At 66.5% G+C, this 15,408-nt stretch carries 12 protein-coding genes; 8 read left to right on the forward strand and 4 right to left on the reverse strand.

The window, feature by feature from the left end; translation table 11 throughout:
* The first annotated feature begins 51 nt into the window (after window positions 1–51).
* Window positions 52–1,257 carry an NnrS family protein gene (locus K6G35_RS17010; RefSeq protein WP_495676779.1) on the forward strand — a complete coding sequence of 402 codons (1,206 nt, stop codon included), beginning with the start codon at window positions 52–54 and terminating at the stop codon, window positions 1,255–1,257.
* Between the two features lie 236 nt (window positions 1,258–1,493).
* Here K6G35_RS17010 and K6G35_RS17015 read toward each other — a convergent pair whose 3' ends face one another.
* From K6G35_RS17015 to K6G35_RS17025, 3 genes are all read right to left on the reverse strand, one after another.
* A complete protein-coding gene (locus tag K6G35_RS17015; RefSeq protein WP_495676780.1) occupies window positions 1,494–1,793 on the reverse strand; it encodes a TFIIB-type zinc ribbon-containing protein in 300 nt (99 codons plus the stop codon).
* A gap of 160 nt (window positions 1,794–1,953) precedes the next feature.
* The gene (locus tag K6G35_RS17020) at window positions 1,954–7,134 is read right to left on the reverse strand and encodes a trifunctional serine/threonine-protein kinase/ATP-binding protein/sensor histidine kinase (RefSeq protein WP_495676781.1); all 5,181 of its coding nucleotides are present in this window, start codon (window positions 7,132–7,134) and stop codon (window positions 1,954–1,956) included.
* An 84-nt stretch (window positions 7,135–7,218) separates the two neighbouring features.
* On the reverse strand, window positions 7,219–7,905 hold the full coding sequence (locus K6G35_RS17025; protein ID WP_035881050.1) for a response regulator transcription factor: 687 nt from the start codon (window positions 7,903–7,905) through the stop codon (window positions 7,219–7,221).
* A gap of 316 nt (window positions 7,906–8,221) precedes the next feature.
* Between K6G35_RS17025 and K6G35_RS17030 the strand changes: the two genes are divergently transcribed.
* From K6G35_RS17030 to K6G35_RS17060, 7 genes are all read left to right on the forward strand, one after another.
* Window positions 8,222–8,908, forward strand: a complete 687-nt coding sequence (locus K6G35_RS17030) for a hydrolase (RefSeq protein WP_008651875.1) — start codon at window positions 8,222–8,224, stop codon at window positions 8,906–8,908.
* Window positions 8,909–8,973: 65 nt separating this feature from the next.
* Window positions 8,974–9,795 (forward strand): alpha/beta fold hydrolase, encoded by an 822-nt coding sequence (locus tag K6G35_RS17035; RefSeq protein WP_008651873.1) that lies wholly within the window; start codon window positions 8,974–8,976, stop codon window positions 9,793–9,795.
* Between the two features lie 86 nt (window positions 9,796–9,881).
* Window positions 9,882–11,747 (forward strand): amidohydrolase, encoded by a 1,866-nt coding sequence (locus K6G35_RS17040; RefSeq protein ID WP_008651871.1) that lies wholly within the window; start codon window positions 9,882–9,884, stop codon window positions 11,745–11,747.
* Between the two features lie 30 nt (window positions 11,748–11,777).
* Window positions 11,778–12,200, forward strand: coding sequence for a DoxX family protein (locus K6G35_RS17045; RefSeq protein WP_008651870.1), 423 nt, complete (start codon window positions 11,778–11,780; stop codon window positions 12,198–12,200).
* An 18-nt stretch (window positions 12,201–12,218) separates the two neighbouring features.
* Entirely contained in the window at window positions 12,219–13,838 is a 1,620-nt protein-coding gene (locus K6G35_RS17050) for an MFS transporter (RefSeq protein ID WP_035881047.1), read from the forward strand.
* Between the two features lie 78 nt (window positions 13,839–13,916).
* Window positions 13,917–14,192 (forward strand): XapX domain-containing protein, encoded by a 276-nt coding sequence (locus tag K6G35_RS17055; protein ID WP_008651867.1) that lies wholly within the window; start codon window positions 13,917–13,919, stop codon window positions 14,190–14,192.
* A gap of 33 nt (window positions 14,193–14,225) precedes the next feature.
* Complete coding sequence (locus K6G35_RS17060; RefSeq protein ID WP_008651865.1) at window positions 14,226–14,615, forward strand: response regulator transcription factor; 390 nt, start codon at window positions 14,226–14,228, stop codon at window positions 14,613–14,615.
* Between the two features lie 8 nt (window positions 14,616–14,623).
* Here K6G35_RS17060 and K6G35_RS17065 read toward each other — a convergent pair whose 3' ends face one another.
* Window positions 14,624–15,280, reverse strand: a complete 657-nt coding sequence (locus K6G35_RS17065) for a response regulator transcription factor (protein ID WP_008651864.1) — start codon at window positions 15,278–15,280, stop codon at window positions 14,624–14,626.
* Window positions 15,281–15,408 lie beyond the last annotated feature (128 nt).

The following is a 15,408-nucleotide window of genomic DNA, read 5'->3' on the forward strand; positions in this document are numbered from 1 at the left end:
GATGCATGTTTCATAGAATCGATTGCGTCACGCGCACCTTCCCCTCCGATCATGTCAGTCCTGCTGCAAATTTCCCCACCTTCCCGCTCCCAGGCCGGCTATCGCGGATTGCCCGTGCTAGCGCTGGGTTTTCGCCCGTTTTATCTGCTGGCGGCCGCATTCGGCGCCCTGGCCGTGGTGGCCTGGGTCGCCATGTACCTTGGCTGGTGGACGCCGGCCAGCCAGCCGTGGGCCGGCACCATGGTCTGGCACGCGCATGAGATGGTGTTTGGTTTCTCGGCCGCGGTAGTGGTCGGCTTCCTGTTCACAGCCGGCAAGAACTGGACCGGACTGCAAACGCCGCAGGGGGCCTGGCTCGGCGCATTGGTCGGCGTGTGGCTGCTGGCCCGTGTGCTGATGTGGAGCGGCCCAGCATGGGCGGCCATCACGGTCGATGTGCTGTTCCTGCCACTGTGCAGCCTGAGCTTCTATCGCATCCTCCGGCGCGCCAAGAGCCAGCGCAACTATGGCCTGGCGATCGCGCTCGGCGTGATGGGGGCCTTCAACATCGGCTTCCACGCCGCCGTCCTGAGCGGCCGGATCGACTGGGCACTGCACGCGTCGGAAGCTGCGATCGGGCTCGTCGCCATCTTCGTCACGGTAATCGGTGGCCGCGTGATTCCAATGTTCACCGCCAATGCGATTCCCGGTATCCGCATTCGCCGCTGGGCGTGGGTCGAACGCTGCGTGATCCCGCTGACGCTGCTGGCGGCGCTGGGCAGCGCAGTGGTGGTACCTGCGATCATCCTGGCGCCGCTGGCGCTCGCCGCTGCCATCGCGCAGGGCGTCCGCCTGGCCGGATGGGATTCGCTACGCACGATACGCAAGCCGATCGTCAGTATCCTGCACGCCGCCTATGCATTCCTGCCGATAGGTTTCCTCTTGATCGCCGCAGCGTCGCTGGGCTGGGTGGACCGTTCCACCGCGCTCCATGCGCTAACCGTCGGCGTGATCGGGGGCGCCATCATCGCGATGGTGACACGCACGGCGCTGGGCCATTCCGGCCGCCGCCTGGAAACGGGCCGCATGGAACACCTGGCTTACCTGTGCATGGCGCTGGCCGCCATTGTGCGAGTGGCCGGTCCGATCGCCCTGCCGGCGCTCAAGCCCGAGGCCGTCGCCGCGTCGGGCATCCTTTGGGCGCTGTCCCTAGTGCTCTACCTTGTCAAATACACGCCTTACCTGACGCGCGCGCGCATCGACGGCAAGGAGGGTTGAGCGGAGGGCTGGGCGTTATCGGGCACCAAGACGCCGTTTCAACATGAAGCTAAGCAGTTCGGGCCAGACGCGGGGCCGCAGACAGTACAAGTAGTACGGCAAGGCCCCGCAACGACGCCGGAATCGTTCTGAAACGGCTTCTACAGTCAAAGGGGGCGATCGACAGTGCTCGATCGCCCCCTTTCTTCCTTCAGCTTCCTGCCGTCGTATCAACTGCTTCGACCACCTTGGTCATCTTAGTCAAAAAGCTCGTTCAGCCACGACTTCCTGCGCTTATTGCTGTGATGGCCATTTCGGCTGCCGTAACCGTCATGACCGCCGCGCCCGTGGTCATCACCGTGGTAGGCAGGCGATGCCGGCCGTTCGCGCGGCGCCGAGGCCTGTGAAACTGGCGCGGCCATTGCGGAGCGCTCCAGGATCTTGTCCAGCTCGCCACGGTCCAGCCATACGCCCCGGCATTGCGGGCAGTAGTCGATCTCCACACCTTGTCGATCCGCCATGACCAGTACCGAGTCGGGGCAGGTTGGGCATTTCATTTGGAGCTCCTTGCAGTGGGGTGCGCGAATGGCGCGTTGCGGCCCATTCTATGGCGCGCCCCTGCCACCAAGCGCTGCATGACAGCAATGTCATCTCGGTGTCATCCGCCGTTTATGCACGGGTGCCTCGCACGGCACCGGCTTCCTCCCTCCGCGCGGATCAAGGGCGCGTCGCGCTCCCCAGAACTGGCAGCCGGAACGTGAACACCGTGCCACCGCCATCGCGCGGTGCCGCATCGAGCTCACCGCCGTGGGCCTCGACGATCGACTTGCAGATGGCAAGCCCCATACCCATGCCGCTCTGCTTGCTGGTGATGAACGGGTCGAACAGCCGCTGGCGCATGGCATCGGGAATGCCGTGGCCGGCGTCCTCGACCCGGATCACGACCTCGGCATTCTCGAGCGCCGAAGCAATCACCAGATCGCGCGCATCCGGCGTCGTCGTCGCCATCGCGTCGATGGCATTGGTGATCAGGTTCAGCATCACCTGCTGCAACTGCACGCGATCTGCCGCCACCAGCGCGCCGCCCGTGGCCAGGTTCGTCGAGACACGCACGCCGTGTCCGGCGATTTCCATGCGCACCATATCGAGCACTTCGCTCAGCACCTCGTCGGGCTGCAGCGGTGTCATCACCGATGGGGTCTGCCTGGCCAGCGCGCGCAAGGCACGAATAATCTCGGCCGCGCGCAGGCCATTCTTGCGGATATGCGCGAGCCCGTCCTGTACCTCGCCGAGATTTGGCGTGGCGCGGTTAAGCCAGCGCAGGCTGGCATCGACCGACGCCACAATTGCCGTCAGCGGCTGGTTCACCTCATGGGCGATGGAGGCCGCCAACGTGCCCATCACCGTCAGATGGGAGGTCCGCGCAAGCTCGGCACGGGCCGAACGCAGGCCCATCTCGGCTGCCAGGCGGCGATCGTTCTCGTCGATCAATTGCTCGTAGAGCCGCGCGGTCTCCAACGCAATCGCCACCTGCGGCGCCAGCACCTCCAGTTCGGCAATCCGCCCGGCACCGAACACGCCCGGCGCCAGGTTATTTTCGAGGTAGTACGCGCCGATCAACGTGCCGCCGCGCACCAGCGGCAGGCACACCAGCGAGCGCAACCGCCGCCCGGACGCGCCGCGCATCCGGATCGACGGCGCATCGGCAGAGGCGTCGGCCAGCGCGAAGGTCTGACGCGTGCGCAGGACGCTGTTGAGGACGGTAAGCGGCAACAGGTCGTCGTTCGGCTCCACGGTACCGAGCGTGGTGGAAACGGCGCCGTCGACGACGCGCGCGGACGCCTCGATCATCGGGCGATCGCCACGCATCAGCAGCAGCAATCCGTACTGCGCACCGGCATGGACCACCACATCGGCCATCAGCGACTCGATCAGCCGATCCATGACGCGCTCGCTGCTCATGGCCTGGGCGGCCCTCATGCCGAGCTCCCAGCCTGCTGCCACCCGCGCCGGCTCGGCTGGCACCTGCTCAGGGCCACCCGCGCCGGCATCACCAAGCTCGGGATACTGGCGGCAGAGCTGGTCCGCCTTGTGGTGGGCGCCCCAGCGGCGATACGCGTCGCGTGCCGAATGCAGATGGTGCAGCCCCGAGTCCGGCAGCCCGTTGGCCAGACACAGCGCACCCGCCAGTTCGCAAGCGAGCGCCTGCTCGTGCACGAACCCCGATGCCGCCGCTACCCGCGCCGATTGCTCGTAACTCGCCAGCGCCCGCATGGCATCGCCTTGCAGACGCAGCATTTCCGCGTCGATCAACAGCAGCTTGTTCCGGAACGTCAGCGGATTCAGCGCGGTCCAGCGCGCAAATCGGTCCCGGTGACCGGCCAGCGCGGCGAGGACTCCGGCACGATCGAGACCCTCGACACTATCGACACCATCGACATCAGCCGGCGCGGCATGTGCCAGCGCCAATGCCAGGTACAAGCGGCAATCGGCCACGCTGATATGCGCCGGCGCCGACCACGCCAGCGCTTCCGCCTGCCGCAGGCTGCCGAGCGCGCGTGCCCATTGGCCACGGTATGCCCACGCCATGCCGTCATGAAGCCAGACCCAGAAGCGCGTCGAAAAGGAGGTCGCGTCATCGGCCCGCTGCGCGACTGTCGATGCCGGGCCGTCGCCACCGTAGCGCAGGCCGCGCAGAAAGAGCCGCTGCGCAGCCAGAATCCGCTCGATATCGGCATAGCGAACCAGCCGTGTCAGCCCCACGCCACGTTCGACCTCTTCATCAACGAGTGCAAGCGGCTCGCCCATCGCCAGCAGATCCGAGACGATGTGATTGCAGGCATAGCAGGCCATGCCGATATCGCCCGACTCCCGCCCCAATGCCACGGCCTCCTGGGCGAGTCCGAGCGCGAACGCCAGCGGGCGGCTCCAGACGCTGACCTGGTCCACCGCCACCAGCGTGGCGATCTGCTCGGCCTGAAACCCATGCCGCTCCACCAGCGCCATCGCCGCCAACCCAAAGGCAAGGCCGTCTTCGTACGCGTCATAAAGGCTGGCGATGAAGACGCCGAACCAGGAAAGGCCATAGGGCGTCTCGGGCGTCGCGCCATGCGCGAGCGATAGCTCTACCATCGTCGCCACATGCAGGAAACTGATCCCATCGCGCACGAACTGCGACGAGATCAGCGTCGAGAGCAGCCCCATGACCGTGTGCATCCGCACGTCGGCCGTGACAGGAAGTTCGCCAAGACTGTCGATGGACCTTTCGCCAAGCAACGCCATGACCGATTCGTAGGCCTCCCGCATTCGCGCGGGCGACGGGTGTCGTTCAAGATGCACGTCCACCAGCGCCAGGCCGGAAAGCGCGGCATTGATCGCCCCTTCGTAGTCCGACCGCACGGTCTGTAGCGTGGCCAGCAGGCGATACACGGCGGCCTTGTCGACCGCCGGCATCTCGCGTTGCAGCAAGATGTTGATCTCCCGCGCGGCGCGGTCGAGATCGGCCTGCGCCAGCAGGCACTCGCAGCGCAACAGATGCGCGTCGCGCGCCAGCGGGTAGTGGGTGTCCCACCAGGTTGCATCCATCAACGTGAACGCCAGATCCACATGGCTGGCCGCGCGTGTCAGCACGGCCGCACGCTTGGCCCGTCTCGCCGAGTCATTGAGCGCCCGCACGAACATCACCCGCTCCGGCTTGGATAGCGCCTGCCCCGCAGTCCGCTCGATCTGGCTCCCGATCTCGAACGCGTGGTCCGCCGCCTGCTCGCCCCAGTGCTCGATCATGACGCGTGCCACGCGTGCGTGCGCGGCCGGGCGCGCTTCCGGTTCCACCAACGAATAGGCGGCTTCCAGCACCCGGTCATGCTGGAACGCAAAGCCCTCCGGCACCTCGACGATCATCCCGGCATCGATGAACGGACGCAGCCCGTGCGCCAGTTCATCAGGCTCGACACCTGCCACGCGGGCCTGCAACGCCGCCTCACCGCGAATGCCCACGCATGCCAGATGCTGTAGCAGCGCCGTGCCCGACTTCGGCAGCCGCGCGAAGCGCCGGAGCATCAGTTCGATCACATTGTCCGAGTAGCGCCGGTGCGCCAGCGCGGCATCGTCCCAGGCCCAGCCGGCTTCGCCACGCGCAAGCACGCCGTCGTCGATCAGCGCCCGCAGCAGTTGCACGCAGAAGAGTGGATTGCCACCGGTTCTGGCGTGGATCGCGCGGGCCAGTGGCGCCACCTGAGCCACCGGCGCATCGAGCGCGGTGGCCACCAGATCGGCCACGGCCCGTCCGGGCAGCGACTGGACCGCGATGCTCGACACTGGCAATCCACCGCTACGACTGCCCTGCTGCAACCACGCCAGGCGCTGCGCCATCTCGTGGCCGGGCTCGCGATAGGCTGCGATCAGCAGGATATTGGGAGGGCGATGCGCCGCGAATGCCTCGAGCAGGCCAAGCGTTGAGGCGTCGGCCCATTGCAGGTCATCGAGGAACAGCACCAGCGGCTCGCTGGGCGCGGCGAACGCAGCAAACGTGCGCAGTACCGCGCTTTCGATCCGCGCCTGAGCCTGCCGGGCCGGCACTTCCGAAAGCGGCACGGTAGCGCCCAGCACGTATTCGACGACGGGCGCCAGTTCGGCGACCGCGCGCCCCTGCCCGGTCAGCCGATCGAGCCAGCGCAGGCGCACCTGCTGCAGCGACGCATCGTCCTGGCCGAGCAACGTCATGGTCAGCGATGTGATGGCCTGCACCACCGGCGCATAGGGAATATCGCGCTGCAACTGATCGCTCTTGCCCGCCGCGAAGCGGGCCCCGGTCTGGTCCGCGTGCCCGCACAGCCATTCGGCCAATGCCGACTTTCCCACACCGGCCGCTCCCGCGAGCAATACCAGCTCCGATACCCCGGTCGCACGGACGCGTGCCAACGCGCCATGCAGCACCTCCATCTCCCTGGCGCGGCCGGACAGCCGCCCCTGAAAGCCCGACCCCGGCAACGGCAGCGTGCCCGGCATATCGAGGCAGAACGGTTCGATACGCCCGCGCTGCAGCCACTCGGCACGGACGCGCAGCAGGTCCGCCAGCAGCGCCGCCGCCGAGGTATAGCGACTGCCGGCATCCTTGGCCATCAGCTTGATGACGATCTGGCCCAGCACGGCCGGCAAATCGGGCCGACGCGATTGCGGCGGGGGCGGCTCGATGGCCATATGCGCGTGCTGCCATCCGGACGGCGAGTCCGCAACGAACGGCAGTTCGCCGGTCAGTAGCTTGTATAGCGTGACGCCGAGCGCGTAGAGATCGGCGCCGACACTCGGACGCGCCCCATCCTGCCGCATCAGTTCCGGTGCCAGATATGGCAAGACGGAATCGGCCGGATGCCGCAGCGCGGCGCAGGGTTCCTCAACAGCCACGGCATATCCGAACCCCGTGAGCCGCATGCGCCCAGCGTCGTCGAGCAGGAAGCTCTCTGGCCGGATCACGCCTTGCAGCAGGCCGCGCCCGTGCATGGCCGCCACGGCCCTGACCGCGCCGATTGCCAGTTCCAGGCGGGCCGCGATCGGGACGTCTTCACGCGCGCTGGCGTTCACCATGCCGAATTGGGTGGAGGCCTCGGCATCGCTGATCAGCACAAGCCGGTCAGGCGTCCAGATCGTGGCCGCTGGAATCGCCGCCCACGATGGCTCCATGCGCGTGGCAAGCCGCGCCGCGTTCCGCAAGCGCTCGCATACGGCCGTGGCCGTCAGCGGCGCGCTTTGGGCAAACCAGTGGGTCCGCGAGATCGGGTCAAACAGTCGGCAGGACTGGACGTGATCTCCCGTCAGCAGCACGGTCGATTCGACCCGCGCAAGCCAGACGGCGTCGAAGGCCGGCACGGGAGCATGTTCGATGCGGGGGAGGGAGGTCATGCTGGTGGCGATGGGCTGGCTCGTGGGGCGCGAGTGCGTCGTCACGCATTCTAGCCGTGCCCTGCAATACGTGTATTGCGCGTGCTATGCGGCGGCGAACTGGCGTGCCCGCCGCGCGGCATCCCTGTAAAGGCCGAGTTCCTGACCCATCAGCACCAGATCCGCAAAGGAGCGTGCGTTCATCTTGCGCATGGCCTGGCCCCGATGAATCTTGACCGTCACTTCGCTGATGCCGATCTCGCCCGCGATCTGCTTGTTCAGCAGGCCGGACACCGCCATGCCCATGACTTCCGCCTCGCGCGGTGTCAGCGTGGCGAAGCCGCGACGAATCGCGTCGGTCCTGCGCATCCCACGCCGGCGCGACCGGTCCCTATCGAGGGCGGCGGACACGGCTGCAATCAGCGACGTCTCCAGAATCGGCTTGGTCAGGAAATCCACCGCACCCGCCTTCATCGCTGCCGCCGTCATCGCCACATCGCCATACCCCGTCATGAAGATGATCGGCATCCCCATGCCGGACTGGCCGAGCCGCGACTGCAGGTCGAGCCCGCTGGCGCCGCCCAGCCTGACGTCGAGCAGCAGGCAGCAAGGCGTATCGGGAAGCGGATAGGCCATCAGCTCGCCTTCCGATGCGAACAGCGCCACATCCATGTCCAGCGAGCGAAAGAGGCCGCCGAGCGCGTCGAGCACCATGGTGTCGTCGTCCAGCACGAGTACCGTGCCAGGCTCTTGCTCGGCACTTGCGGCGGGTTCCAGGCAGGTAGCAGTCACGGCAAGGTCACAGAAAGTTCATGATTCACGGTCCATGCGCCGGCGCGCCAATGCGGTGCATTTCAGCATAGCGCCCGGATCCGTGCCACCCATACCAATGTCGTAGTTGCCAGCCCGCCGCTGCCTCGCCAACCGATGCCGCCCACCTATACGAAAGGTGTATGGCGTAGGCTCCCCGCGGCACCTACGCTGCGCACTGCCTCTTGCGGATGGGGCGGGTGGAGCTGATGGGCGGAACGGCCGATGCGACGGCACGCGGCCAGCACATCCTCCGCCCGCGCCCCTTCGCCAACCCCGCTACCCAAGGAGCGACCTCATGTCCAACCCCAAGCTCGAAGTCCTGACCCCGCAGAACAGCCAGCTCATCATCATCGACCATCAACCGCAGATGGCCTTCGGCGTGCAGTCGATGGATCGCCAGGCGATGAAGAACAACGTGGTGGGTCTGGCCAAGGCGGCAAAGATCTTCAACATCCCGACCACCATCACCACGGTAGAGAGCGAGTCGTTCTCGGGCTTCACCTATCCGGAAGTGCTGGACGTTTTCCCCAACGCGAAGACGCTCGAGCGCACCTCGATGAACTCGTGGGACGACCAGAAGGTACGTGACGCGCTAAAGGCCAACGGCCGCAACAAGGTCGTGGTGGCCGGCCTCTGGACCGAGGTGTGCAACACCACGTTTGCGTTGTGCGCGATGCTCGAAGGCAACTACGAGATCTACATGGTGGGCGATGCGTCGGGCGGCACCAGCAAGGAAGCGCATGACTACGCGATGCAACGCATGGTGCAGGCCGGCGCGGTGCCCGTGACCTGGCAGCAGGTGTTGCTCGAATGGCAGCGCGACTGGGCCCACCGCGACACGTATGACGCCGTGATGAAGCTGGTCAAGGAACACTCGGGCGCGTACGGGATGGGCGTTGACTACGCCTACACGATGGTCCACAAGGCGGCGCAGCGCACCGCCACGACGCACGAGTCCCTGGCGCCGGTCCCGGCCCGCTGATCCGCGCCGCAGAGGGACATCCAGGCTTTCAGGCATTCACCTACCCTTCTCTCCAGGAACAGACCATGAGCTACATCACCGCTGAAGACGGCACACAGATCTTCTACAAGGACTGGGGCTCCGGCCAGCCGGTCGTGTTCTCGCACGGCTGGCCGCTCAATGCCGACGCATGGGATGCCCAGATGCTGTTCCTGGTGCAGAAGGGCTTTCGTGTGATCGCGCATGACCGCCGTGGTCACGGCCGCTCGGACCAGCCCGCGCAGGGCAACGACATGGACACGTATGCCGACGATCTGGCTGCGCTGCTCGTGGCGCTGGACATCAAGGGCGCCACGCTGGTCGGCCACTCCACTGGCGGCGGCGAAGTGGCGCACTACATTGGCCGGCACGGCACGCAGCGCGTGGCCAAGGCCGTGCTGATCGGCGCGGTGCCGCCGATCATGGCCAAGACCGCGTCCAACCCCAACGGATTGCCGATCGACGTGTTCGACGGTATCCGCAAGGGCGTGGCCGACAATCGTTCGCAGTTCTACAAGGACCTGGCCGTGCCGTTCTTCGGCTTCAACCGTCCCGGCGCCAAGGTCTCGCAAGGCACCATCGACACGTTCTGGGCGCAGGGCATGGCAGGCGGCATCGTCGGCCAGTACGCCTGCATCCGCGAGTTCTCGGAAGTGGACTACACCGAGGACCTGAAGAAGATCGACGTGCCCACGCTGGTCCTGCACGGTGACGACGACCAGATCGTGCCGATCGACAACGCGGGCCGCCTCTCCGCCAAGCTGGTGAAGAACGCCACGCTCAAGGTGTACCCTGGCGCGTCGCACGGCATGTGCGTGGTCAATGCCGACGCGGTCAATGCGGATCTGCTGGCCTTCCTGAATACTTAGGCCAACGCCACCCAACCCGCTACCCGCGGGCAACTCATCGCCCCGACCGCCGCCATCGTGCGGCGGCCTCTTTGGAGCTATTCACCATGTCATCGACCCCCGACCTCATCCTCGTCAACGGCAAGTTCACCACGCTCGACAAGTCCAACCCGCAAGCTGACGCGGTAGCCATCCAGGACGGGCGCTTCACCAGCGTGGGGACGCGCGACGACATCATGAAACTCGCGGGCGCGCAGACGACGGTGATCGACCTGAACGGCCGGCGAGCCATCCCCGGGCTGATCGACAGCCACATGCACATCATTCGTGGCGGCCTGAACTACAACATGGAACTGCGCTGGGATGGCGTGCGCTCCCTGGCCGATGCGATGCGGATGCTCAAGGACCAGGTGGACCGCACCCCCGCGCCGCAATGGGTGCGCGTGGTAGGCGGCTTCACCGAGCACCAGTTCGCCGAGAAACGGCTGCCGACCATCGACGAACTGAACGCCGTGGCGCCGGACACCCCTGTGTTTATCCTGCACCTGTACGACCGCGCGATCCTGAACGGCGCGGCGCTGCGCACGGTTGGTTATACGAAGGACACCCCCAATCCGCCGGGCGGCGAGATCGTGCGCGATGCCAGCGGCAACCCCACCGGCCTGCTGCTGGCCAAACCCAACGCCACCATCCTCTACGCCACGCTGGCCAAGGGGCCGAAGCTGCCGCTCGAGTACCAGAAAAACTCGACGCGCCATTTCATGCGCGAGGTGAACCGGCTGGGCGTGACGGGCGTGATCGATGCCGGCGGCGGCTTCCAGAATTACCCCGAGGACTACAGCGTCATCGAGGATCTGCACAAGGAAGGCAACCTGACGGTGCGCCTGGCCTACAACCTGTTCACGCAGAAGCCGAAGGCCGAGCTGAACGACTTCACCACATGGACGTCCACCGTCAAGCCGGGCCAGGGCGATGACCTGTATCGGCACAACGGCGCTGGCGAGATGCTCGTCTACACCGCCGCCGACTTCGAGGACTTTCGCGTCGAGCGGCCCGACATGCCGCCGTCGATGGAGGCCGATCTGGAACCGGTGATCCGTCTGCTGGCCGAGAAGCGCTGGCCGTGGCGCCTGCACGCCACCTACGACGAGACGATCACGCGCGCCCTCGATGTCTACGAGAAGGTGGCACGCGATATTCCGTTTACCGGCCTGAACTGGTTCTTCGATCACGCCGAGACGATCTCCGATCGCAATATCGACCGCATCGCCGCGCTCGGAGGCGGCATCGCAGTGCAGCACCGCATGGCCTACCAGGGCGAGTACTTCGTCGAACGTTATGGCGCGAAAGCCGCCGAGGCCACGCCGCCGATCCGCAAGATGCTCGACAAGGGTGTCAAGGTGGGCGCAGGCACCGATGCGACGCGCGTGGCGTCCTACAACCCGTGGGTGTCGCTGTACTGGCTGACCACGGGCAAGACCGTGGGCGGCATGTCGATGTATCCCCAAGCCAATCTGCTCGATCGCGAAACCGCATTGCGCCTGTGGACCGAGGCCAATACCTGGTTCTCGTCCGAGGAAGGCAAGAAAGGGCAGATCAAGGCCGGCCAGCTCGCCGACCTCGCGGTGCTCTCTGCCGACTATTTCTCGGTGCCCGGCGACGACATCCAGGACATCACGTCCGTGATGACCGTGCTCGGCGGCAAGGTGGTCTACGGCGACAGCGAGTTCGGCAAACATTCGCCGGAGATTCCGCCCGCGATGCCCGACTGGTCGCCAGCCCGCTACGGCAGCCAGTACCAGCCGCGACCAACCGCCAAGGCGAAGACGCTGGCGATGAACACCGCGTGCGGCTGCGCGTCGTCATGCGGCGTGCACGGCCATGCGCACGCGAAGGCCTGGACATCGAACATGCCGACGTCCGACGAGAGCGGATTCTGGGGTGCGCTCGGCTGTTCGTGCTGGGCGTTCTGAGTCACGTGCCAATCTGAACGGAGACCGGTCATGCCTTCCTCGATGCCTTCGCTGTCATCCGCAGGCGATAGCCCTCACCGGCTGCCGCGCTGGCTGCACTGGGTCGCGTTGTTGCTGCTGTGCGCGGCCTACCTGCAGGGCGGACTGGTCAAGCTGTTCGACTTTCCCAGCGCGATGGCCGAGATGCAGCACTTCGGCCTGTCGCCGGCCGGCCCGCTGGCGGCTGGAACCATCGCGCTGGAACTGGGCGCATCGGCCATGATCCTGAGCGGACGCGGCCGTTGGCTCGGCGCGCTGGCGCTGGCCGCCTTCACGCTGGCGGCGACATTCCTGGCCAATAGCTTCTGGAACGCCCCGCCGGATGCCCGTTTTGGCATGGCCAATGCGTTCTTCGAGCACCTGGGTCTGGTCGGCGGCTTCGTGCTGGTGGCCTGGCATGACCTGCGAGCGTAGAGACGATAGACAGTCCACATGACGCAATCCGCCTCGACGGCAAACGCTCCCGCATCCACAGGTACCTTCGCGCCGCTTGCGCAATCGACCTTCGCGGTCCTGTGGGTGGCGACGATCCTCGGCAACGTCGGCAGCTTCATGCGCGACGTGGCCAGCGCATGGCTGGCCACCGACCTGTCGACCTCGCCGGCTGCGGTGGCCACCATCCAGGCCGCGTCGACGCTGCCGGTGTTCCTGCTTGCGATTCCCGCCGGCGTGCTGTCCGACATCCTTGACCGCCGCCGCTTCCTGATCGTGATCCAGCTCTGCCTGGCCCTGGTCAGTGGCTCGCTGATGCTGCTGGCATGGCGGCAATCGCTGACGATCGAACTCCTGATCGCGCTGGCGTTCGCCGGCGGCATCGGATCGGCGATGATGGGGCCGACCTGGCAGTCGATCGTGCCGGAACTGGTTCCAGCCAACACGCTGCGGCAGGCCGTGGCGCTCAACTCCCTTGGCGTGAACATCGCGCGCGCCATCGGGCCGGCCACCGGCGGCCTGCTGCTGGCTGCGTTCGGCGCGGCCGCGACCTATGGCGCGGACCTGCTCAGCTACGTGTTCGTGATCGCCGCATTGATCTGGTGGCATCGGCCCCAGCGACCGGTCGATCCGCTACGCGAGCACTTCTTCAGCGCGGCCCGCGCCGGCCTGCGTTTCACGCGGGCGCACAGCAAGCTCCATGTCGTGCTGGCCCGTACCGCCGTGCATTTCGCGTTCGGCAGCAGTGTGTGGGCACTGTTGCCGCTGGTAGCGCGCAAGCTGCTCCATGGCAGCGCGGGGCTCTACGGCGTGATGCTCGGGGCGGTCGGGGTGGGCGCAATTCTTGGCGCGCTGCTCATGCCGCGTCTGCAGAAGCGGCTCGACGCCGACGGGATGGTGCTGCTGTCCGCCATCGTCACGGCCGTCGTGATGGCCGCGCTCTCCGTCGCTCCACCCGTCTGGCTGGCGCTGGTGTTGTTGTTGCTGCTGGGCGCGGCATGGATCATGGCGCTGACCACGTTTGGCGGCGTGGCGCAGGCCATCCTGCCCAACTGGGTGCGTGGCCGCGCGCTGGCGGTCTACCAGATGGTCTTCAACGGCGCGCTGGCCGGTGGCAGCCTGCTCTGGGGCTTCGTGGCGCAGGCGCTTGGCACGCCCCCCGCGCTGCTGATCGCCGGCACGGGCCTGGTCGTCGCCGCGCTGGCGCTGCACCGGCTGCGTCTGCCGCACGGCGAAGACGACCTTGGCCCGGCCGGCCACTGGCCCGAGCCCGAAATGGCCGACGAGATCGCGCACGATCGCGGGCCGGTGATGATCCTGATCGAGTACCTGATTGCCCCGGCCAACCGGGACGGCTTCCTGCACGCCGTGCACCGGCTCTCCGAAGAGCGGCTGCGCGATGGCGCATTCAGTTGGGGCGTGATGGAAGACCCCACCAATCCCGAATTGATGACCGAGTGGTTTCTGGTCGAGTCATGGGCCGAGCACCTGCGGCAACACCGCCGCGTGCCGAACGCCGATGCCGACCTGCAGCGAGAAGTGACCGCGTTCCATGGTGGCACGACGCCACCGCGTGTGCGGCATCTGCTGGGCGTGGGACTGCCACCTAACAAGCGATGACGCGCCTGCCGTCCCCCCTGTTTCCTATGACCTGTTTCTTTTGACCCGTTTCGTATTGCGACATATCGCGAGGCTCGCATGAAGCTCTATCTGATCTCATTGGGCGCCGGCATCCTGGTCGGCATCATTTACGCACTGATGCAGGTCCGCTCTCCCGCCCCGCCAGCGGTGGCCCTGATCGGCCTGCTCGGCATGCTTATCGGCGAGCAGGTCGTACCGCCAATCAAGCGCATGATCGCGGGAGAGCCCGTCACCGTGGCGTGGTTCCACCAGGAATGCATGCCGAAGATCACGGGCACGCCTGGCCCGACACTGGCCGCGGCCGACACCAAGGAGAGCAAGCCGGAGCAATGAGGCCGCCATTGGGGCCGATGTCCGGAGCACCGTGTGACTGCCCTTCCCGTAATCGCGATCGTTGACGATGACGCCTCCGTCAGGGACGCCATGGGGCAACTGGTGCGTTCGTTCGACCTGGCCGTGGAACTCTACGCCAGCGGGCAGGCACTGCTGCAGTCCGCGTCGATCGGGCATATCCGGTGCGTGGTCAGCGACGTGCGAATGCCGGGCATCGACGGCTTCGCGCTCTGCACGGCGCTGCGCGCGCTCGGGCTCGATGTGCCGGTCATCCTCATGACCGCCTATGCCCAGGACGGTGACGAACAGCGCGCCCTTGACGTGGGCGCCACCGGGTTCCTCGGCAAGCCGTTTCAGGAGAGAGAATTGCTCCGGTGCCTGGCGCGTGCGCTGGCCAGCGGCCAGAGTGGGTCGGGGATCTGACGCGCGGGCTATCCGGCATCGTCCTGCACCAGCCCGAGAGACTGGGCCATGATGACCAGTTCGGCGAACGTGCGGGCCTGCATCTTGCGCATGGCGTGACCGCGATAGATCTTGACCGTGGCTTCGCTGATGCCGAGGTCGTCGGCGATCTGCTTGTTCATCAGGCCACGCGCCGCCAGTTGCATGACTTCCTGCTCCCGGCCGGTCAGGCGGTCGAAAAGATCGCGAAGCTGCCGGCTCTGCGCCTCGGCGTCGCGCTGCGCCCGGTCGCGCTGCAAGGCCTCGTCGACGGCGTCGAGCAGGTCCTGGTCGCGGAATGGCTTGGCGATGAAGTTGACGGCACCGGCCTTCATGGCCGCCACCGTCATCGGGACGTCACCACGGCCGGAGATGAATACGATCGACGCATGGCGGCCCGCCCGGTTGAGCGTGGCCTGCAGGTCGAGGCCGCTCGCGCCATGCAGATGCACGTCGAGCACGATGCAGGTGGGCCGATCCGGAATGCCGTGTGCGAGCAATTCCTCCGCCGAGGCGAACGACTCCGCCGCGAGTCCCGCCGAGCGGAACAGGCTGGATAGCGCCACGCGCACATCCTGATCGTCATCGACGACCAGCACCGCGCTCTCTTCACTTTCATCACCCTCTTCGATCCTGTCACGCGTCATGGCGATCCTGGGGGCATTCGTTCCGGGAAGTGGGATTATCGGCGCTTTGCCCTGAAATGCAAGCGGCCACGCGATCCGCCCCGGGCGTTCTGCCCCGGGACGCATCGACGTGGCCGTTGCGTGTCACC

The sequence above is a fragment of the Cupriavidus sp. HY129 genome (assembly GCF_059492215.1).